Genomic DNA, 20,080 nt, shown 5'->3' with positions numbered 1-20,080 from the left:
ATTTTCCAAGATAAAACGAACCGCCCTGGCCGGGCGAAAAAATCCCCCCGGAAAGCAAAACCCCCGCTTGCGCGGGGGCTATAAAAACTACATATTTTCTTGCACGGCCGGTGTGGGTGGCACCGGGGCTTGCGGTTCGGGGGTGGTTCCCCAAATGACGTGGTAATTAATACCGTCCGCCACCAAGGAAATTTTACCCTGTCCGTACAGCACGCCCAAGGCCAAAAACAGCACCGAACTGGAAACGCGCAACATCAATTTTAATTGCCAAGACGTAGCCGTTTTATGCTCCGCCAAATACTCGCTCATACGGGTAACGGCAATTTGAATATTCTCTTGCAGCGGCGTCATAGTTACACCCGTTCAATGGCAAACAAAGCATCGCCCTGTTTAACCGGTTTGCCGTTTTCCACTAACACTTTTTTGATGATGCAGGGGAATTCCGCGCGCATTTCGTTAAAAACTTTCATTGCTTCAATCAAGCAAATTACGTCGCCTTTTTCCACGCGGGCGCCTTCTTTAATAAAGGGCGGGGCCGAAGGAGTAGAACCGCGGAAGAAGATACCCATAAGGGAAGATTTGATTACTTCTTTGTATTGTTCCTGCACGGGAACAGCCGCACGCGCGCCCGAAGCGCTGACCGCACCGCCCACATTAACGGGCACCGGCACCATAGCGGGTTTGGCCTTCACCAAGCGCAGATACAACCCTTTCTGGTCGTATTCAATGGTGTCCAGGTTGTTATCCTTCATAAAACCGTACAGTTGTTTTACGTCCTTCAAAATCGGAGATTCTTTGACGGCGGGCTTTTTAGCGGCCGCTTTGGAAGCCGTTTTTTTAGTTGCTGTTTTTTTCATAAATCAAAATGACCTCGGTTTTGTAAGTAATCCCAAAACTACTTTATTCTATTTTACATAATTTTGAGAGCCTTGAAACAAAAAGTATTATTTTTCCCCGGCGGGCGAAATCAGTTTTCCGTCGGCAGAGAAGGTTAATTGCAGGGTTCGCGCCGCTTCAAAGGCCGTTATGGCATACCCCATACCCGACCCCAAGGCGGGTTTTAAGGCGCGGGAGTTTATCCCCACCACCTCGCCGGACGAGCGCAAAACAAGCGGGCCGCCGCTGTTGCCATTATTAATGGCGGCGTCGGTTTGGATATCGTCTATCCCGTTTGTATTTTGAAGCGCGCTGATAATCCCCTCGCTGACCGTCCAAAACTGATCTATGGGCTGGCCGATAGTCTGCACGGTTTCCCCTGTTTTGTAATGGGAGCGGTCCGTATCCAGTTTAAAATACGGGAACTCCCCCTCCGCCTTTAACAGGGCCACATCACGCGATTTGTTAAGTTTTACCACCCGCGCATAACGGAACGGCGGACGCGCGGCGGCAGGCTCAAAGGGTAAATCTTGGTACAGATAATAGCGGACCTCTTTTTCCCGCCCGACAACGTGCGCGTTGGTCAAAATATATCCGTCGGGCGAAATGAAAAATCCGCTTCCGTGTCCGCCGGGCGTTTCTACATACACGGTTTTGGCGAGAAGTTCCTTATACGCGCCGTCGCTGCGCGGGAAAGCGGCCCCTGCGTAACGGGGAGCAAAGAGCACGCGGTTTTCCTCTAAATCCCGCATAATTTCTTTTAAACAGGCGCGTAAATCATCCTCTAACGTACGGCGGATACTTTTGCCCGCGGCCTGCGTGTATCCCGGGGCCAATACCGGGAAGAGCAAGGAACCCGTTAAACGGTTAAACCAATAAAACCCAATCGCCGTATTGCTAAATTCAAGCGGTGTTTTGCGGGCGGCTGATAATTGGATAATGGGCAAGCGGGTTTGCGTATTGCGCAAGGTAAGCGTTACCTGCGTGTGAAAATACGGGTACATATAATGCTTGACCCACAGAAAATCTTGGCTGTCGGTGCCTTTTATGGTTCCGTTTAACCACTCGGCGTAGACGGAATAGTTTAAATCGGCCTCGTAATCGTAATTTTGGCGCAGTTTAGAAGAGTCAAGTTCCACGCGCTCAAATAACGTACCCAAGGCGTCCGCCGTGGCCACGCCTGCGCCGTCCGCAACGTCAATTTTGTACGCGTTTACCGGGGTAAGATTATAATCTTTGAAAGTAAAGGGTTCTTGCGGGAGTTTATCGTGCGCCACCAAGACGGAAGCGTTTATTTTATCATTAAAAGAAGGCTCTTTATAAAGGGCTCTTTTTAGCCGCCCGTGGTAATTGCAGGCGGAAGAGAACAGACACAACAGTAAGGATAAAACCAGCCAACTATTTTTTGCCAAGCGGGAAGATAAACGGAGCATATGCTTATTATACAAAATAAAAACCCCGGGGCGGGTTAGGCTCCGGGGCTTTTTATATACATCAAGTGAAACTATTTGAGCAAGGCTTTGCGGGAAAGTCTTACTTTTCCGTTATTGTCAATTTCAACGCATTTCACTTCAACGATGTCGCCGAGTTTCAATACGTCTTCCACCTTGTTAATGCGGTGTTTTTCAATTTCGGAAATGTGTAAAAGTCCGTCCTTACCGGGCAAGATTTCTACAAACGCGCCAAACGGCTGGATAGACACTACTTTACCTTTGTAAATTTTGTTTACTTCGGGTTCGGCAGTCATCATATCAATTTCGGCTTTGGCCTGGTCCAAGCGGTCGCTGTTGGCGGCGGCGATAGTTACCGTACCGTCTTCGGCGATGTCAATCTTGGCTTCGGTAGATTCCGTAATGCGTTTAATGTTCTTGCCACCGGGGCCGATTAAGGCACCGATTTTGTCCACCGGGATTCTCATTTTGAAGATGATCGGCGCGAAACGGGAAATGTTTTTCTTCGGTTCGGCAATCGTTTTCTCCATATGGTCCATAATGAACATACGGCCTTTGGTCGCCTGGGAGATAGCCTGGCGCAAAACGTCCAACGGAATACCCGTTTTGAGTTTTACGTCCATCTGGAAGGCAGTAATACCCTTGCGGGAACCCGTAAGTTTAAAGTCCATATCGCCCAAGTGGTCTTCCAAGCCCATAATATCGGACAGCACGACAAATTTGCCTTCGCCCGAAATGGCGCCCATAGCAATACCGGAGCAGGCCGATTTCATCGGCACGCCCGCGTCAAACAGGGCCAAAGAACCACCGCAGACGCTGGCCATAGAGGAGGAACCGTTAGATTCCATAATATCGGATACCACGCGGATCGTGTACGGGAATTCTTCTTCGCTCGGGATAAGCGGCATTAAAGCGCGGCGGGCAAGTTCCCCGTGGCCGATTTCGCGGCGGCCCGGAGAGCGGTCCGGTTTGCACTCACCGGTAGCAAAACCCGGGAAGTTATAATGCAACATAAAGCGTTCGTAAGTGGTGTCGTCCAACCCTTCCACCATTTGCTGGTCGTCGGGCGTACCCAAGGTGGCTACCGCCAAGGATTGGGTCTGGCCGCGGGTGAACAAGGCAGAACCGTGGGCGCGGGGCAACAAACCGACCATAGAACTCAACGGTCTGATTTCGTCGGGTTTGCGGCCGTCCACGCGGACGTTTTCGTGCAACACCAAGTTGCGGGATTCTTCGTACATAATGTTTTCCAAGGCGATGCCCGCATAGGTGGCGGCATTATCGCCGTAGTTGGGGGTCAACTCTTCGGTAAAAGAGGCCTTCAACTGGGCAACCTGCGTATCGCGGGTTTGCTTATCGGAAAACGCGTGCAAAATCTTTTTGGCTTCTTCGCGGAATTTGCCGTTGGCGAGGTCCGCCACTTCTTGCGGCAGTTTTTCCACGACGTATTCAAATTTCGGTTTGCCGGCCAATTCGCGCAGTTTTAACTGCACGGCGCACATCTTGTCAATTTCCGGCTTGGCAACTTCCATCGCTTTGATAATGGCGTCTTCTTCCACTTCTTTGGCGCCGCCTTCCACCATTAACAAGCCTTGCGCGGAACCGGCAATAACCAAGTCCATATCGCAGGTTTCTTGTTCTTCTTTGGTGGGGTTGACGATGTAGTTTCCGTCTTTGCGGCCGATGCGCACAGCGGCGACAGGCTCGTTAAACGGGATGCAGGAAATGACTAACGCGGCGGAAGAAGCCAATACGGACAACACATCCGCATCGTGCTTTTCGTCGCTGGAAATAACCATAGCCGTTACGTTGGTTTCGCAAGCGAAGCCTTCGGGGAAAATCGGGCGGATGGTGCGGTCAATAATACGGGAAGACAGCGTTTCCTTTTTGCTGGCGCGGCCTTCGCGTTTGAAAAAACCGCCGGGGATTTTGCCCGCGGCGTAGGTTCTTTCTTTATAATTGACGGTAAGCGGAGTAAAATCGGAAATGCCCGGTTTTTGCTCTTTGGTGGAAACGGCAGTAGCCAACACCATAGTATCACCCATAGTGGCCACAACCGCGCCGTCGGACTGCTTGGCGATTAAGCCCGTTTGGAGTTTAATCGTTTGATTGCCGACGGTAACTTCCACTTCTTGAATATCAAATTTGTGGTTGAAATTTTGCATAATAAAAGTTATTTTCTTAATTTAAGTTCCTGAGTAACTTTTTGATATCTTTCAAAGTCAGATTTCTTCAAATAAGCGAGCAAGCGTTTGCGCTGACCGACCAATTTGTTAAGGCCTCTTTCGCCCGCAAAATCTTTCGGGTTGGCTTTGAGGTGGTTAGAAATATATTGGATGCGTTCCGTAATGAGCGCGATTTGGACAGCGGCAGAGCCGGTATCGTTGGCGCTGGATTGGAATTTGCTGATGATGTCTTTTCTGTCTTGCATGGAAAGTACCATTTTTTTGTACACTTAGACCGTTTGCTACGCGACCAAGCACTCTTTATCCGAAAGAGTACCGAGCCGGAGTAAGGGCCTTCTCCTATTGTTAATTTATACTTACTTAAAGTACAGTTTAATTATAGCAAATTGATTTGTATTTAGGAAAGGGCTACTTGTTTTCTTCGGGTGCGGGGCCGTATTCATTGGGGAAAGGGGAGCCTTCCTCCGACATTAACCGGTCATAAAACTGCCAGTTGCTACCTTTCCAATAATTAAAAGTGCGCCGCAGGGTAGCAAATCCACTATACCCCAAATCGTGCCCGCGGCGTACCTGCAGGGTCCACGACCCCACAAACATTACGGCACACACGCTGTACAGGGCAACTTGGTATTCATTTATCAACGCCAACGCCTGCTCCAACTTATGGGGTGGCAAGAACAGCATAATGATAATAGCAGTAAAAGCCGCAAACGCCGGGGCCCGGTGGCTGTAAACGTATTCTATGCGGCTGGCACGGCCGAACGGGCACCAGAAGAGGGCCATGCATTTAAGCGAGTATTTTAACCCATCTAAAATGATTTGCATAATATATTGTAGCAAAAACTATCCCCCCTTTAAGCCGTAAAACACAGACGAATGAGGACAAATTATCCGGGCCTTGGGGAAGGTTTACCGATTTTCTTCGGGCGCGGGACCGTATTCGTTGGGGAAAGGGGAGCCTTCTTCTTTAAACAACCGGCGGTTAAACTGCCAGCCTTTGAACATCATACACTCTGATGAGCGGAACAGCGTAGAAAACCAATTATACCCCAAGTCGTGCCCGCGGCGCACCAATACGCTATACGAAGCCAAAACCACTACGGCACAAATACAACACAGCGCCACTTTAAATTCATTTGCCAACACATATAACCACTCCAACTTATGAGGGGGCAAGTACTTTATAGCCGCAACCACCAACAACGCCAAAACCAGCGTGGTATTATTGTAGTAAGCATATTCCTTGCGGCTGGCGCGTCCAAACGGACACCAAAAATAGAGCAGGCATTTAAGCGTATAAATAAAGACATCTTTTAACATAATGTTATTATATAAAAAGAGCGCCCGCAGGAGAAGTTGCGGGCGCAGGGTGTTCTTGTAGGAGGTTTTTAAAGTTTATTGTGCAAAGCCCAGAAACAAGGCCGCATATAGTTCCGCATTGTCCAGTTTTACATCACCGGAAGTAAGTATATCTTTAAATTCGCGGCTAATCCAGGAAAACTCCCGGTCCAGGCGCTGTTTTTTAAGCAGTTGGTCTTGCTTTGTTTTTTGGGTTAAAGTGTTCATTGTTGCGCCTCCTCCGCGGTAGATTATACTTATATAATATTGTTTACGACGGAGAATTAACAGGGTCATTGGGCCTAACCGACGGAACTTTTTGGGCCTACTTCTCTCCGACGGGCAGACCTACCTAAAAATAGGTCTTTTGGCCTGTTTTTTCAATTTGATATACTTTAATATATGCTTGCTGAAACGGAAATTTTAGCCAAGGCAAAGGCCACTCATACGCTTGCGAAAGAGGAAATTATTGCGCTCTTGTCGCTCCCGGATGCGCGCGCGCTTTTTCAGGCAGCCGACGAGGTCCGCCGCCAATTCGTGGGAGATGAGGTCTATTTGCGCGGACTTATTGAATTTTCCAATTACTGTAAAAACGATTGTATGTATTGCGGTATCCGCCGTTCCAATACCTGCGCCAAACGGTACCGCTTATCCCCGCAGGAAATTGTAACCTTGGCCCAAAAGGCCGCGGGCTACGGCTATAAAACCGTGGTTTTGCAATCCGGGGAAGATTTGTGGTTTTCCGCTGATAAAATGGCTGATATTGTCCGCCAAATTAAAAAAATGGGCCTGGCTGTTACATTAAGTATCGGCGAAAAGACACGCGAGGAATACGCCCTATACCGTAAGGCCGGGGCAGACCGCTACCTTTTGCGCATTGAAACCACCGATAAAGCCCTTTACGAAAAACTGGACCCGCAAATGAGTTGGGACAACCGCGCCCGCTGTTTAACCGATTTAAAGGAACTCGGCTACGAAGTCGGCTCCGGCTCCTTGGTGGGGCTGCCCGGGCAAACCATAACAAGTTTGGCGGATGACCTCTTATTTTTTAAGCAACTTCCCGTGGATATGGCGGGAATCGGGCCGTTTATCCCCCACCCGCACACGCCATTAGCCAACAACACCACAAACGGGCACTTTGAACTGGCCCTTAAAATGATGGCTGTAATGCGCCTGTTACTGCCGGATATTAACATCCCGGCTACCACGGCAATGGAAACCCTGCACCCGCAGGGGCGCATATTAGCCTTGCAAAGCGGGGCCAATGTGGTTATGCCCAACGTAACCGAGGGCGAACCGCGCAAAATGTATGAACTGTACCCGGGCAAAATCTGTACCGGGGACACGCCGCAAAAATGCCGCTACTGTATTGCGGGCAAGATTGAGTCTATCGGGCGCACCGTCCAAATGTCTTACGGATTTCACGGCGAATATTTAAGGAATAAAAACGCCGCTTCCACCCCAAAAAACAAATAAAGAGCCCCCTCTTTTTTACCCCGTTTACCGACTAATCCTTTTTTCTTTTTCAAAAAAATTTTGTTTTATGGCGGAAATGTATTACAATATAGGAAATTAAAACGGGAGTGCCCCGTTAAAACTGTTATTTTAATACAAGGGAGAAACGACCATATATGGTAAAGAAAACCGTCAAGAAAGCGGCCACCAAAACCGCCGCTAAAAAGACTGTAAAAAAAGCAGCCGTAAAGAAAGCCGTTCTCAAAAAAACCGCTAAATATATTTACTCTTTTGGCGCAGGCCGTGCCGAAGGCAATGGCAAAATGAAGGAATTGTTAGGCGGCAAGGGCGCCAATCTGGCTGAAATGGCCGGACAATTAAAATTGCCCGTTCCTCCCGGATTTACGATTACCACCGAAGTTTGCACCTATTATTGGAACCACGACCGTTCCTATCCCAAAACCTTGAAAGCCGACGTAGAGGCCAACCTCAAAAAAATTGAACGCGAAACCAAAAAGGTTTTCGGCTCTGCCAAAAATCCGCTTTTGGTGTCCGTCCGCTCCGGTGCGCGCGCTTCTATGCCGGGTATGATGGAAACCATTTTAAATATTGGCCTGACCGAGGAAACTATCCCGGGTATGATTGCTAAAACGGGCGACGAACGCTTTGTATATGACGCCTACCGCCGCCTGATTATGATGTATTCCGACGTGGTAATGGAAAAAGCCGCCGGAATTGAACCCAAAGACGGCGAAGGCATCCGCAAAATTTTGGACGGTATGCTGGGCGATTTAAAAACCAAACTCGGCGTAACGGACGATACGCATATCCCGGCGGACGAACTTAAAAAACTGTGCGTAGAATTTAAAAAGACCGTCAAAAAAGTTTTGAAAAAGGACTTCCCGGACAACCCGATGGAACAACTTTGGGGTGCTATCGGCGCGGTGTTTGCCTCTTGGAACGGCAAACGCGCCATTGCTTACCGCAATATTGAAAACATCCCGCACGATTGGGGCACCGCCGTCAACGTGCAGACAATGGTTTTTGGTAATATGGGCGACACCAGCGCCACGGGCGTAGCCTTTACGCGCAACCCCGGCAACGGCGACAGCCATTTCTATGGCGAGTATTTAATTAACGCCCAGGGCGAAGATGTGGTGGCCGGTATCCGCACACCCTCGCCGATGAACAAATGGTCCGCTAACGCCCACTCGGCCCACCTGCCCACCTTGGAAAAGGTAATGCCGAAAGTTTATAAAGAATTGGACGCTATCCAAAAGAAACTGGAAAAGCATTTCCACGATATGCTGGATATTGAATTTACGATTGAAGACCAAAAATTGTGGATGCTCCAATGCCGCGTAGGCAAGCGCAACGGCACCGCCGCCGTGCAAATGGCCTTGGATATGGTAAAAGAACGCTTAATTTCCAAGGAAGAAGCCGTCCTGCGCGTAACGCCCGCCCAGTTGGGCGAACTCCTCCTCCCCGCCATTGACCCCAAGGCCGAAGCGGGCGTAAAGCCCATTGCCCAAGGTCTGCCTGCGGGCCCGGGCGGTGCGTGTGGCGAAATCGTTTTCAACTCCGCTGACGCTATTAAACTGCAAGAAGCGGGCAAAAAGGCTATTTTAGTGCGCGAAGAAACGAACCCCGAAGATATTGAGGGTATGCGTGCGGCCGCGGGTATTTTAACGCAGCGCGGCGGTATGACCTCTCACGCGGCTTTGGTTGCGCGCGGTTGGGGTAAATGCTGCATCGTAGGCTGTGGCGAACTGGAAATCAATCTGGAAGCCAAAACCGTTAAAATGGGCGGCAAAACCTTTAAAGAGGGCGACGCTTTAACCTTAAACGGTACGAAAGGCTACGTCTATGACGGGGCTTTGAAAATGTTGGCCGCCGGCGAGGGCAACAAAAACTTAATGCACTTTTTGGCCCTTTGCGACAAAGTACGCGTCCTTAAAGTACGCGCCAACGCCGACACGGAAGAAGACGCCATCAACGCCCGCAAATTCGGCGCCGAAGGTATCGGCCTCTTCCGCATTGAACATATGTTCTACGGCAAAAACTCCGAAAAACCGCTCTTTATCTTGCGCAAAATGATTCTCTCCGGCAACGAAGCCGAACGCAAAGCCGCGGTAGAGGAACTTTTCCCGTATATGAAGAAGGAAATCAAGGCCACGATGAAGGCGATGGCGGGATATGGCGTAACCGTGCGCTTAATGGACCCGCCGCTCCACGAATTTGTGCCGACCTTGCCTTCCAAGCAGGCCGAACTGGCGGAAGCGTTGGGCATTACGCTGGATGTTTTTAAAGAACGCGCCGCTGGCCTGCACGAGGTCAACCCGATGATGGGGCACCGCGGTATCCGCTTGGGCGTAACGTACCCGGAAATTACCACGATGCAATCCCGCGCAATTTTTGAAGCCGCCGCCGAACTTATTAAAGAGGGCGTAAAGGCGGAACCCGAAGTAATGATTCCGCTCACCTGCGACGTGAATGAAATCATCACGCAAAAGAAACTCATCCGCGCCGCTTATGACGAAGTGGTAGCCAAAACGAAAGTGAAGAAACTCCACTTTTCAGTCGGTACGATGATTGAAATCCCGCGTGCGGCCGTACTCGCCTACGAAGTAGCGCAAGAAGCGGATTTCTTCTCGTTCGGCACCAACGACCTTACACAAATGACGTTCGGCTTCTCGCGCGACGATATTGGCGCGTTCCTGCCCGAATATTTGAAGCAAGGTATTTTGGAAGCAGACCCGTTCCAAACGCTTGACCAGCGTGGCGTAGGGATGCTGATTGAACACGCCGTAACCGAAGGACGCGACGCGAAACCCAACTTGAAGGTGGGTATCTGCGGCGAACACGGCGGAGACCCAGCCAGCGTAGAATTTTGCCACCGCGAAGGGTTTACCTACGTGTCCTGCTCCGCGTTCCGCGTGCCGATAGCGCGTTTGGCTGCTGCGCAAGCCGCCGCCAAGGATGTATTGGCCTACAAACGCAAATAAAAGTTGTTTTATGTGAGGAAAACCCCGGGGATTTACTTTCCCCGGGGTTTTTTAATTCATTGGATATTCTTTAATATATTCCTTTGGTCTGCGCCTATCCCAAGCCACGCCACGCTTTACAACCTTTGCGGGGTTCCCGGCAATTACGCAGTTTTCCTCCGTGAACTTACCAGACACCACCGCCGAAGCCCCACAATACAATTTTTAGCGATAAAAGTATTTTTTAATATAGTGCAATCCATAGCCAACCATACATTATCTTCAATGATAATTTCTTTACCCCAATTTAGCAATTTTTTACTTGTAACATCATAAATAGTATGAGAATCACTTGCAAAAATATGGATATTCCACGAGCACATACAATTATCACCAATAATAACAGAGGAATTATCCTCTAACAAATCAATCCATACGCCATTAGAATCAGAATTTTTGCCAATATGCACAAGACAGTTATGCGTTGGCGTATTGGTGCCGGGATTACCTATTACAATACGGCCATCCCACTTTTTTACACTTGGGTCTATTTCTATCTTATTGTTATTTCCGTATATTTCTATTTGTACTCCTTTTGGCACAAACGAAATAATATTACCGTGCCCCAACACTAATGGCTTCTTAATGTTAATACTTGGATGATATAAACCTTTAATATATCTCCCCATTAAATGAACAAAAAACAGAAATTTGCAATGTCCATACTTGCGTTTTAAATATAACTTATCTTCTTTTTCCATATTAAAGCCCTAATTTAATTTTAATTTGCTTTAAAGCATATTCAGGCAAAATAGTATTCATACAAATGTGCTTTTGCTTAATACAGGTTTCCTGCCAAGTGCGGGAATAAAATTCACAATGGATAGGGCAGGCATGGCTGCACAAATTAATATTTTCCGAATACCCCAAAACCTCAGGGGAACTCGGCCCAAAAAACACACAGGAAGGCCCGCCCTTTAATGCGTGGCGCAAGTGGACTAGGCCGCCCTCGCTGTCTATATGAAGCACAGCATTTTTCAAAATAACTTTTATTTCTTCTATGGAGGTTTTCCCCGCCAAATTTTTATGGGTATTTCCCAACCGCTCGCCCTTTCCGCGCCCCACCTCAACAATTTGATATTGCGGGGCTACTTTCTTTAACTCATCTACCAATTTTCGGTAATACTCCACTGGCCACAACTTGGTGCTATCCACTAATTGAGTGTCGCCAACTTCGCGGTTTATAGTTATATATGGTTTCGTTGTTAAACCAAATTTCTGCAAGGTTTCTTTTTCCCGATCTATTGGAACATCAAGGAGCCAATCCTCCTGTAAATTAAATTCATTTACTAAATCCGGCTGTGCCCAACGTTTTTGAAGATTAGATACAATATTTTGAGTAATACAATCTTTGTAAGGAACAGTTAAAAAATATTTATATTCCCTTTCCAAATCCAGCAGTTTTTCTACATAGCCCAGCAGGTCCGAAGATAGCCTTTGCAAGTTTGCATACTGAACAATAGGAGTTCTGTTGCAAGTTATTTTTAAATCAAACACTTGGGCATCGCGTTCATTTTGTGATAAAAAATGAAACTGTGTTGAGGTTAAATGCGGTAACAAAGAAACATTATAACTGCATACAAAAAATTCTATATTTTGATCTTTACAAAATTTTTTGTAAAAGGCCGTGGCTAAATTTAGGCTCATTAACATATCCCCCATACCGCCTTCTATGGTTAAACAAATGCGCACTGTGCCAGAATTATGTTGAGATTGTTGTCTTTTACTGACAGCCGCCAAAAAACAGGCCCACAGCATATGCGTTGCAATTTTATTTACAGAAGTATATTTATGAGTGTATCGGTTTAACCGGGCCTGTAAATAATCCACCCCTAACTTAATATTTAATTTCTGTTGCTGCAATTCCACCTCTTTTGTGTTGCACTTATGTTCAAACGCTTTGGATTCTTCCAACAGTTCCAAATCCGTCTTTTTTCGGGCGGACTTTTCGTGCTGGGCGGCTTGACGAAAAACAGGATATCCTTTCAGGCACTCTTTCCACAACCGTGGCGAAAAGGCAAACCCAAACCGTACCCAGTGCGACAAACAGAGCGAGGTATCGTGTACATTTTTCCATACAAACCAAGTGCGATTGCGCTTGGATAAAAATTGTGTAAATTTATTTTTCTTGCTGTTAATGGTGCCGCCGCATTTATGGCGCGGCTTGGTATCGGGCGCATAAATCACTTTCCACCCGCGCTTTAACCCGCGATATACCAGGTCCGTTTCTTCCAGCATATATGGGTCCAAATTTTCATCAAACCCGCCAAGCAGGTCAAAATAACTCCGCTGGCAAAAAATATTTTTGGGCCGTATTAAAAAAATCTTCCTCCACAAACACATCGTTATCAAAAAAGCAAATCCACTCGCCCTGCGCGGCCTCTACACCAAAATTGCGCGCGGACGATGCCCCGTGTTTGGGATTTTCCAAAAATTTAACTTGCGGGAAAAGCGCAGGAGCCTGCTTCATAGAACCGTCCGAAGAGTCCCCCACCACTACGGTAATAGTAACGGGGACGGTGGATTTTTTTGCGGCGGCCAATACGGTAGGCAGGCACTCCTTCATATGGTGCAAGCCATTTTTAGACGGAATAACTACGGAAATTTGCATAAAAAAGTTCCTCCACTAAACAGGAGAAAGGGGCCTGACTCTTGGCGGAGATGTGCATAAGCCCCTTTCCCGTTCATACGTATGTGCTGTAACGTATGAAAGCGAACGGAACCTATGAAAAATGAAGCGGTAACTAGGATGAAAAACAAAGGAAGGCTGAAAAAAACGGCTGGTTAGGACAAGTCTGAGAGAAGTCTTGCCAATAAACAGCCGTGGTCCCGCCCATATAAATATGTGCGAAACACTCGGCAGAAGACAAGGGGCTCATGACTTCCCCTCATCTTCTGCCTAAACTAACTGTTTTTTGGACTCTCTCAGAACTTTGGATTTTCCAAAGCCTTCCTATTCTTCAATAGGATTCCAAAAACATTAAATTGTCGGTGCAAGGCTGACCTTGCGCACTGCGTTTATTATAGCATATTTGACTACTCCTTAAAGTATAACGGGCGTAAAGAGTTCGCCACCGCCAATAAGCATACGCCCACATCGGCAAATACCGCACTCCACATATTGGCTACGCCCGCCGCGCCCAAGGCTAACACAGCGGCCTTAATCACCAGCGCAAACACAATGTTTTGCTTAATCACGCGCAGGGTCTTGCGTGATATTTTAACTGCCGAGATAATCTTTTTTACCTCGTCCGTCATTAGTACCACGTCGGCGGCTTCTATGGCGGCATCCGAGCCCAGCGCACCCATTGCTATACCCAAATCAGCGCGCGCCAAAACGGGTGCATCGTTAATGCCGTCGCCCACAAAAGCCGTAGCAAATCCCTTGGGCGTATTTGCCATTAATTTTTCCAAAATTTCCACCTTTCCGGCGGGTAACAACCCCGCGTAAACGTGCTTGATATCCAGTTCATAGGCGGTTTTTTCGGCGGCGGAAATACTGTCCCCGCTCAACATCACCACTTGGTGAACAAGCCCGTTTTGTAAGGTTTTTAAAGCCTCTTTGGTGCCAGGTTTTACCTTATCGCCCAATTCTATACGACCCTTAAAAACGCCATTTTCGGCCACATATACGCACGTTCCGCGCCCCGTCTGCACATTTTCCACCTTGTAGCGCGCCATTAAGCGTTCGTTTCCGGCCAAAATTTGCGCGCCTCTTATCTGGGCGCAAATCCCCTCGCCCGCCACCTCTTGCACATTTTCGGCGGGTTCGCTTTCGTTCCCGACCGCCTGCAAAACAGCCTTGGCTATCGGGTGGTTGGAATAATGCTCGGCCGCCGCCGACAATTTAAGCAAATCTTTTTCCGTGGCGTTCCCCGCCGGGAAAGTACCCGTAACCTCAAATACGCCTTGCGTGAGCGTGCCCGTTTTATCAAACGCCAGCGTATAAAGGTGCGATAATTGTTCCAAGTACGAACTACCCTTAATCAGCACGCCGTTTTTGGCCGCGCCGCCAATCCCGCCAAAGAACCCCAGCGGCACAGAAATTACCAAGGCGCACGGGCAAGAAATCACCAAGAAAATAAGCGCGCGGTAAAACCACGTTTTAAACGACGCATCCGCCAAAATAAGCGGCGGCAACACGGCTACCGCCACCGCGGCAAACACCACAGCCGGCGTATAAATACGGGCAAAACGCGTGATAAATTTTTCGGCGGACGATTTTTTGCTGGCGGCATTTTCGGCCAGTTCCAAAATCTTAGCAACGGCGGAATTTTCGTACGTCTTTGCCACCTTTACGCGCAAGGTACCGTCCACGCTGATTACCCCCGCCAACACTTGCTGGCCCGCTTGGGCGGTTACCGGGCGGGATTCCCCCGTCAAGGCGGACGTATCTAAATGGCCGCGTCCGCTTTCAATCACCCCGTCAAGCGGCACGCGTTCCCCCGGCAACACAAGCACCGTATCGCCCACCTTAACCGTCTGCGGGGCGACTTTTTCCTCTTTGCCTTGCTTAACGAGGCGCGCAAAATCCGGGCGCAAATCCATTAAACTTACAATACTGCTGCGCGATTTGCCCGCCGCGTACTCCTGCAACAATTCCCCCACCTGGTAAAAAAGCATTACGGCCACCGCTTCGGGAAATTCGCCAATGCACCACGAGCCCAAAGTGGCTACTGCCATAAGGGAATTTTCGTCAAAGTAATTGCCCTCTTTTATATTGTGGTAGCAGGCCTGCCACACCTCGGCCCCGCTGATAAAATAGGCCGCCAAATAAAGGGGCAATTTTATATAAAGCGACACGGGCAAGGCAAAACCTATAACAAATAGCCCCGCCGCTACGGCTAATTTCTTCCACTCTCCGCCTTGCGGTTCGCTTTCGTGCCCGTGGGCGCACGCGCAGGCGTGGCAAGCAGAACAAGCGTGTTCGTGATGATGACTCATAACCCCTCCTGTATGTGTTCTAACCCTTGGTCAAAAATGCGTTTGACGTGTTCGTCCGCCAGCGAGTAAAACACCGTTTTCCCCTCCCGGCGGTTTTTGACGAGTTTGTTTTGCTTTAAAAAGCGCAACTGGTGCGAAATGGCCGAGTGGGTCATACCCAGTTCGTCCGCAATGTGCTGGACGCATTGCTCGCAATTAAACAGCGCGCACAAAATGCGCAGGCGCGTGCTGTCGCCAAACACTTTAAAAAGGTCGGCTAAATCGTAGAGGGTATCCTCGGGCAGTTGCAAGGACGGCTTGCAAATGTGTTTAGGGGTTTTGTTCATTGTTAAGTCCTATTAATTTAAATATATGAACATATGTTCATATATTAGTATAATGAATTTTGTCTTTTATGTCAAGTTTAGTGCTTGAAGAGCGCGCCAAAATTGCTATACTATGTGTGTAAACTTTTTTAAGGAGAAATTATGAATAACAAGGGCTTTACTTTAATTGAACTCTTGGTCGTGGTGCTGATTATTGGCATTTTATCGGCCATTGCCTTGCCTCAGTACGAAACCGCCGTGGAAAAGGCGCGCCTGACGGAAGGGCTTATTAACGCCAAGGCGATTGTGGATGCCACGCAAAGATATTTGCAGGCCAACCCGGATGCTACCAATTCCTGCACGCAAGCACAAATTGCCGATGTTACTTTAAAAGGCGGAAGTTGGATTGCTGGTAAATATACAAACGGCGGGCAAAACTGTCAAGCATATCAAACTAAATACTTTGTTTATGATTTGGGATGGGGAAGCGAGGGAAAAGTAGATGTTTGGCGTATTGACGGGACCGTAACAGGTACCACTAGAACACCATACATTTATAATTTTTGGTATGGACCTGATAATACGGCGAATAAAAGTTGTATTGTTGGTTCTGCTGACAAAGAAACCGGTGAACAAATGTGTAAATTTATTAAAGGTATGTAACTTAGCCTAATTTGAAAAGCACCCCGGGGTATTTTAACCCCGGGGTGCTTTTTATATGTTAAACAACAACGGCAGATTCCCGAACGCTCCGCGTCGGCATACACTCGGGAATGACATCCACGACAAACAACGAGATCCCGGATAAAAACCCTCCGGGATGACGACATAAGACAAGAGCCGTTATTTATTTGAGGGGAGCCTGAATTGGCGGCCCGCTGGGTTCGGGGATCTGTTTTTATTAAAAAGGCGGTCATTCTGAACTTGTTTCAGAATCTACCGCTCGGGGCTTTTGGCATTGTCGTCATCCCCGAGGAATTTAGTCGGGGATCTGTCGTTTCGGAAGGGTGTAACAATGATGAACAACAGATTCCCGACTACGACACTCGGGAATGACAATACAACAGCCCCCCGCTTTATACCTACAAACTCTTTAACCGTTCGGCTATGGCGTGGGAAGCCGTTAAAGGATTAGGAAGCGCCAACTTGTCATACCCGGCACGCATAGCGGCCAATTTTTCAGCCGTATTCCCCTGCACAAGCGCCTTAAAGGCCTGCGCAAGCGCCGCGGGCAAATGGGCGTCGTCCGGCACGATTTGCGCGCACCCGGCGTCCGCAAAAATTTTAGCATTAAAATATTGGTGGTTGGCCGCCGCGTGCGGAAACGGCACCAATATAGCGGGCAACTTACAGCACATTAGTTCGGCGAGTGTGCTCGCGCCGCTGCGGCAAATAATCAAATCTACCGATTTCATCAGCGCGTAAATTTCGTGTGAATACGGCAATACCGCCGCATTGGAAAGCCCCGCATACAACCCGCGCACGCTTTCAAACCAACGCTCGCCCGTAATATGGATAAATTGCCAAGCGGAAAACGCCTTGGCGCAAGCGGCTACCGCCCCGTTTAAATCCTTGGCTCCTTGGCTCCCCCCCACTACCAGCACAGTCGGCTTTGTTGGGGCCAAATGAAGCGCCTTTAATTGGGACGCACGGTCCGCAGGCAGGCCAAATTCCGCACGCACCGGGGTACTGGTAAGTACGCCGTTTTTCACCTTTTCGGGCGTAGGCAAACCCAGCATAAAAAGGTCCGTAAATTTGCCGCATACTTTATTGGCTAAGCCCAAGCGGGCGTTGGAATCGTGCACCGCCGTTTTTACACCCATAAAATGCGCCGTAAAAATAAGCGGAAACGAAATATATCCACCCGTGCCGATAGCCACCTCCGGCCGGAACTCGCGCACGATTTGGCGCGTTTGGCGCAAGGCTTTAACCAATTTGCCCGCAAATTTAACGTGCCGAACGGGATTAATAGAGCGCGGCAAGCCCATAAAGTCAATTTCCTTATACGCCAGTCCGTGTGCGGACAAAACCTTGGCGGCGGGGTCATTTTTCCTGACTACAAAAAGCACCTCGCACCCTTGGCGTTTAAATTCTTCCCCCAGCGCAAAACCCGGGTAAAAATGCCCGCCCGTTCCGCCGGAAGCAATTAAAAAGCGTTTGTTCATATTATTTTTTCCTGTTTTTAAAGTGCGTGATGTCCTCGCGCACGTTATTTTGCGTGTTATCCACAGCGGCCAAATTTAGGATAATGCCAATCATCACCAGCGTCATAATCACAGACGAACCGCCGTAGGAAAAGAACGGCAAGGCGATACCCTTGGTGGGCAGCAAGCCAATAGCCATAGCCATATTAAAAAATGCCTGCAAGCAAATGGTACAAGTCAGCCCGAAAATGGTAAAACTGCGGAAATGCGTTTTGGCAATGCGGGCCAAACTGACCCCTTGGATAAGCAACCAGCAAAAGAAGCCCAAAATAATCGCCCCGCCAAACAACCCCACTTCCTCGCACATAATGGAGAAAATAAAGTCCGTATGGGCCGCAGGCAAATATTCCAGTTTCAGTTCGCTATTACCTAACCCTTTGCCGAACCAACCGCCGGAACCCACCGCCAAAAACGATTGCACCAACTGGTAGCCCGTGGAGCCCTCGGTGGCAAACGGGTTTAAAAAGGATAACATACGGTCGCGCCGGTACCCCACGCCAAAGAGCAAACGGTACAGCACAGGCAGTAAAACAATGCCCGGCACGCACAAGTGCAAAAAGCGCGCCCCCGCCATTAACAGCATTAAGGCAAATACGCCGCCCATAAGCATAGGCGTACCCAAGTCCTTTTCCGCCAAAATAAGCACGAGCGTAATCCCCGCCACCAGCATAGGGTTAATGAGGAGTTTCCAATTTTTGGCCAGCCGTCCGGCTACCTTTTCCAAATAATCGGCAATGTAAATTACCAAGGTTACTTTGGCGATTTCCGAAGGTTGCAACTTAAAAAAGCCGAAGTCAATCCAGCGGTGCACATTGGCCTGCTGGCGCGTAAAAAGCACGATGACTAGCAGCACCCAGGTAAAATACATTAGGTTTATCGGCTTAAACAGTTTAATGCGCATTAAACGGTCAAACGTCTGAGACAAAAACAACGCCGCACACACGCCCATACAATCAAACAGCATTTGGCGTTTAAAAAACAGCGTGGAATCAAACGCGCTGGACGAATAGGTAAAAATCAGCCCAAAGAGCACAAACGCAAACGCAATAAACGCTATGCGCATATCCAGTTTAAGCGGGCTCCACCCGGCCTGCCGCCCGGCGGAAAACCCGCGCCCCGCCATAGACGGGGTGCGCCGCGTAAAGGTGTTGCGCCGCTGGGGCGCCTTGTTAAATAGTTTCATAAGCGTTAGCGGATTTTAAGCGAGGCCAAGGCCAACAGCATCAGCATTGCGCCCACAATCCAAAAGCGCACAATCACTTTTGGCTCCGGCACGCCCATCAGTTCAAAATGGTGGTGAATTGGCGCCATTTTAAAAAGCCGCTTGCCGTGCGTTAATTTAAAGTACCCCATTTGCAGCATAACGGACACGGTTTCCAACACAAAAATACCGCCCGCAATCGGGAGCAAAAGTTCCTGCTTTACGCACAGGGCCGCCGTACCGATTACACCGCCCAAAAAGAGGGAACTGGTATCGCCCATAAATACCTGCGCGGGGTAGGAATTGAACCATAAAAACCCCATACACGCCCCGATAAGAGCGCCCATAAACACGGTAATTTCCCCCGCACCCGGCACATAAATAATCTTTAAATAGTCCGCAAAGTGGAAATTGCCCGCCAGGTACGCCACAATCCCGTAAGTGGCCGCTGTAAACACCATACAGCCGCTGGCCAGCCCGTCCAGCCCGTCCGTTAGGTTCGTAGCGTTAGACGAGCCCACAATCACGAGCATTGCAAACGCAAAATAAAAAACGGACAGGTCAATAAACATCTTGCTCATATACGGGATAATAAGCGAGGTAGAATATTCCCCGTTTGGCGGATTTAAGGCCAAATAGCCCACAACAACCACCGCCGTAAACAACTGGATAGCCAATTTGATAGAGGACTTCATACCCTCCGGGTTCTTTTTAACGAGTTTGGTGTAATCGTCCATTACGCCCGCAATCCCAAGGGTAACCGTGGTAAACACAAGCAGCCAAATATAGTTACTGTCCAACCGCGCCCACAAGAGGACGCTGGCAATCAAACTGACAAAAATCAGTAGTCCGCCCATTGTCGGCGTACCGCTTTTGGATAAGTGGGACGCAGGGCCGTATTGGCGTTCAATCTGCTGGATTTTGTAGGAGCGCAACTTGGCCACCACTTTGGGTCCAATAAGAAGCGTCAGGAAAAAGGACGTAAAAATCGCCGCCCCGGTACGGAACGTGATGTAACTAAATATATTTAAAAAACTGATATTATCAGTAAATTGCGATAAATAATAAAGCACGGG

At 48.7% G+C, this 20,080-nt stretch carries 20 protein-coding genes; 3 read left to right on the top strand and 17 right to left on the bottom strand.

Translation table 11 applies throughout. From position 1 onward, the window contains the following. Positions 1-87 precede the first annotated feature (87 nt). The 8 genes from ACR0QV_RS04555 to ACR0QV_RS04520 form a co-directional block, all read right to left on the bottom strand. Positions 88-351, bottom strand: coding sequence for a hypothetical protein (locus ACR0QV_RS04555; protein WP_432634948.1), 264 nt, complete (start codon positions 349-351; stop codon positions 88-90). A 2-nt stretch (positions 352-353) separates the two neighbouring features. Continuing rightward, complete coding sequence (locus ACR0QV_RS04550; RefSeq protein WP_428052784.1) at positions 354-857, bottom strand: acetyl-CoA carboxylase biotin carboxyl carrier protein; 504 nt, start codon at positions 855-857, stop codon at positions 354-356. Between the two features lie 87 nt (positions 858-944). Next, positions 945-2,309 (bottom strand): S1C family serine protease, encoded by a 1,365-nt coding sequence (locus tag ACR0QV_RS04545; protein ID WP_432634946.1) that lies wholly within the window; start codon positions 2,307-2,309, stop codon positions 945-947. 71 nt (positions 2,310-2,380) lie between these two features. After that, positions 2,381-4,492, bottom strand: coding sequence for a polyribonucleotide nucleotidyltransferase (gene pnp / locus ACR0QV_RS04540; RefSeq protein ID WP_432634944.1), 2,112 nt, complete (start codon positions 4,490-4,492; stop codon positions 2,381-2,383). 8 nt (positions 4,493-4,500) lie between these two features. Then, entirely contained in the window at positions 4,501-4,770 is a 270-nt protein-coding gene (gene rpsO / locus ACR0QV_RS04535) for a 30S ribosomal protein S15 (RefSeq protein ID WP_177746373.1), read from the bottom strand. A 151-nt stretch (positions 4,771-4,921) separates the two neighbouring features. Further along, a complete protein-coding gene (locus ACR0QV_RS04530; RefSeq protein ID WP_428042925.1) occupies positions 4,922-5,338 on the bottom strand; it encodes a DUF805 domain-containing protein in 417 nt (138 codons plus the stop codon). 84 nt (positions 5,339-5,422) lie between these two features. Further along, on the bottom strand, positions 5,423-5,833 hold the full coding sequence (locus tag ACR0QV_RS04525; protein ID WP_428039668.1) for a DUF805 domain-containing protein: 411 nt from the start codon (positions 5,831-5,833) through the stop codon (positions 5,423-5,425). A gap of 75 nt (positions 5,834-5,908) precedes the next feature. Further along, positions 5,909-6,079 carry a hypothetical protein gene (locus tag ACR0QV_RS04520; protein ID WP_432634942.1) on the bottom strand — a complete coding sequence of 57 codons (171 nt, stop codon included), beginning with the start codon at positions 6,077-6,079 and terminating at the stop codon, positions 5,909-5,911. 174 nt (positions 6,080-6,253) lie between these two features. Between ACR0QV_RS04520 and hydE the strand changes: the two genes are divergently transcribed. Together hydE and ppdK are read left to right on the top strand one after the other, a co-directional pair. Then, positions 6,254-7,327, top strand: coding sequence for a [FeFe] hydrogenase H-cluster radical SAM maturase HydE (gene hydE, locus ACR0QV_RS04515; protein WP_432634940.1), 1,074 nt, complete (start codon positions 6,254-6,256; stop codon positions 7,325-7,327). 155 nt (positions 7,328-7,482) lie between these two features. Next, on the top strand, positions 7,483-10,311 hold the full coding sequence (gene ppdK, locus ACR0QV_RS04510; protein ID WP_432634938.1) for a pyruvate, phosphate dikinase: 2,829 nt from the start codon (positions 7,483-7,485) through the stop codon (positions 10,309-10,311). Positions 10,312-10,454: 143 nt separating this feature from the next. Here the strand turns inward: ppdK and ACR0QV_RS04505 are convergent, their stop codons facing one another. From ACR0QV_RS04505 to ACR0QV_RS04485, 5 genes are all read right to left on the bottom strand, one after another. After that, complete coding sequence (locus ACR0QV_RS04505; RefSeq protein ID WP_432634936.1) at positions 10,455-11,051, bottom strand: hypothetical protein; 597 nt, start codon at positions 11,049-11,051, stop codon at positions 10,455-10,457. Position 11,052: 1 nt separating this feature from the next. Continuing rightward, positions 11,053-12,273, bottom strand: coding sequence for a glycosyltransferase family 9 protein (locus ACR0QV_RS04500; RefSeq protein ID WP_432634934.1), 1,221 nt, complete (start codon positions 12,271-12,273; stop codon positions 11,053-11,055). 352 nt (positions 12,274-12,625) lie between these two features. Further along, entirely contained in the window at positions 12,626-12,961 is a 336-nt protein-coding gene (locus ACR0QV_RS04495) for a glycosyltransferase family 2 protein (RefSeq protein ID WP_432634932.1), read from the bottom strand. Between the two features lie 425 nt (positions 12,962-13,386). Next, positions 13,387-15,294, bottom strand: coding sequence for a heavy metal translocating P-type ATPase (locus ACR0QV_RS04490; protein WP_432634930.1), 1,908 nt, complete (start codon positions 15,292-15,294; stop codon positions 13,387-13,389). Further along, a complete protein-coding gene (locus ACR0QV_RS04485) occupies positions 15,291-15,620 on the bottom strand; it encodes an ArsR/SmtB family transcription factor (protein ID WP_432634928.1) in 330 nt (109 codons plus the stop codon). The genes ACR0QV_RS04490 and ACR0QV_RS04485 overlap by 4 nt, the downstream gene beginning before the upstream one ends. 141 nt (positions 15,621-15,761) lie before the next feature. On the opposite strand from ACR0QV_RS04485, the gene ACR0QV_RS04480 reads away from it, so the two are divergent. After that, positions 15,762-16,262, top strand: a complete 501-nt coding sequence (locus ACR0QV_RS04480; protein ID WP_432634926.1) for a type IV pilin protein — start codon at positions 15,762-15,764, stop codon at positions 16,260-16,262. A gap of 273 nt (positions 16,263-16,535) precedes the next feature. Here ACR0QV_RS04480 and ACR0QV_RS04475 read toward each other — a convergent pair whose 3' ends face one another. From ACR0QV_RS04475 to mraY, 4 genes are read right to left on the bottom strand one after another with little or no spacing between them, the layout of a single operon-like run. Further along, positions 16,536-16,658 carry a hypothetical protein gene (locus ACR0QV_RS04475; protein WP_432634924.1) on the bottom strand — a complete coding sequence of 41 codons (123 nt, stop codon included), beginning with the start codon at positions 16,656-16,658 and terminating at the stop codon, positions 16,536-16,538. 23 nt (positions 16,659-16,681) lie between these two features. Next, positions 16,682-17,764 carry a UDP-N-acetylglucosamine--N-acetylmuramyl-(pentapeptide) pyrophosphoryl-undecaprenol N-acetylglucosamine transferase gene (locus ACR0QV_RS04470; RefSeq protein ID WP_432634923.1) on the bottom strand — a complete coding sequence of 361 codons (1,083 nt, stop codon included), beginning with the start codon at positions 17,762-17,764 and terminating at the stop codon, positions 16,682-16,684. 1 nt (position 17,765) lies between these two features. Then, positions 17,766-18,986: an FtsW/RodA/SpoVE family cell cycle protein gene (locus ACR0QV_RS04465; RefSeq protein ID WP_432634921.1), complete on the bottom strand. Its 1,221-nt coding sequence runs from the start codon at positions 18,984-18,986 to the stop codon at positions 17,766-17,768. A 5-nt stretch (positions 18,987-18,991) separates the two neighbouring features. Then, positions 18,992-20,077, bottom strand: coding sequence for a phospho-N-acetylmuramoyl-pentapeptide-transferase (gene mraY / locus ACR0QV_RS04460; RefSeq protein WP_432634919.1), 1,086 nt, complete (start codon positions 20,075-20,077; stop codon positions 18,992-18,994). Positions 20,078-20,080 lie beyond the last annotated feature (3 nt).

Origin of the sequence: Candidatus Avelusimicrobium sp. (genome assembly GCF_050873505.1) — a bacterium.
Lineage (GTDB): Bacteria > Elusimicrobiota > Elusimicrobia > Elusimicrobiales > Elusimicrobiaceae > Avelusimicrobium.
The sequence above is the reverse complement of the archived record's forward strand: the minus strand, read 5'-3'. Positions and strand labels throughout refer to the sequence as shown.

Coding starts and splice junctions, on each gene's coding strand:
- ACR0QV_RS04490 (WP_432634930.1), bottom strand. CDS start 15,294: ATGAGTCATCATCACGAACACGCTTGTTCTGCTTGCCACGCCTGCGCG.
- ACR0QV_RS04485 (WP_432634928.1), bottom strand. CDS start 15,620: ATGAACAAAACCCCTAAACACATTTGCAAGCCGTCCTTGCAACTGCCC.
- ACR0QV_RS04470 (WP_432634923.1), bottom strand. CDS start 17,764: ATGAACAAACGCTTTTTAATTGCTTCCGGCGGAACGGGCGGGCATTTT.
- ACR0QV_RS04545 (WP_432634946.1), bottom strand. CDS start 2,309: ATGCTCCGTTTATCTTCCCGCTTGGCAAAAAATAGTTGGCTGGTTTTA.
- ACR0QV_RS04495 (WP_432634932.1), bottom strand. CDS start 12,961: ATGCAAATTTCCGTAGTTATTCCGTCTAAAAATGGCTTGCACCATATG.
- hydE (WP_432634940.1), top strand. CDS start 6,254: ATGCTTGCTGAAACGGAAATTTTAGCCAAGGCAAAGGCCACTCATACG.
- ACR0QV_RS04525 (WP_428039668.1), bottom strand. CDS start 5,833: ATGTTAAAAGATGTCTTTATTTATACGCTTAAATGCCTGCTCTATTTT.
- ACR0QV_RS04505 (WP_432634936.1), bottom strand. CDS start 11,051: ATGGAAAAAGAAGATAAGTTATATTTAAAACGCAAGTATGGACATTGC.
- ACR0QV_RS04555 (WP_432634948.1), bottom strand. CDS start 351: ATGACGCCGCTGCAAGAGAATATTCAAATTGCCGTTACCCGTATGAGC.
- ACR0QV_RS04550 (WP_428052784.1), bottom strand. CDS start 857: ATGAAAAAAACAGCAACTAAAAAAACGGCTTCCAAAGCGGCCGCTAAA.
- rpsO (WP_177746373.1), bottom strand. CDS start 4,770: ATGGTACTTTCCATGCAAGACAGAAAAGACATCATCAGCAAATTCCAA.
- ACR0QV_RS04480 (WP_432634926.1), top strand. CDS start 15,762: ATGAATAACAAGGGCTTTACTTTAATTGAACTCTTGGTCGTGGTGCTG.
- ACR0QV_RS04465 (WP_432634921.1), bottom strand. CDS start 18,986: ATGAAACTATTTAACAAGGCGCCCCAGCGGCGCAACACCTTTACGCGG.
- ppdK (WP_432634938.1), top strand. CDS start 7,483: ATGGTAAAGAAAACCGTCAAGAAAGCGGCCACCAAAACCGCCGCTAAA.
- pnp (WP_432634944.1), bottom strand. CDS start 4,492: ATGCAAAATTTCAACCACAAATTTGATATTCAAGAAGTGGAAGTTACC.
- ACR0QV_RS04520 (WP_432634942.1), bottom strand. CDS start 6,079: ATGAACACTTTAACCCAAAAAACAAAGCAAGACCAACTGCTTAAAAAA.
- ACR0QV_RS04530 (WP_428042925.1), bottom strand. CDS start 5,338: ATGCAAATCATTTTAGATGGGTTAAAATACTCGCTTAAATGCATGGCC.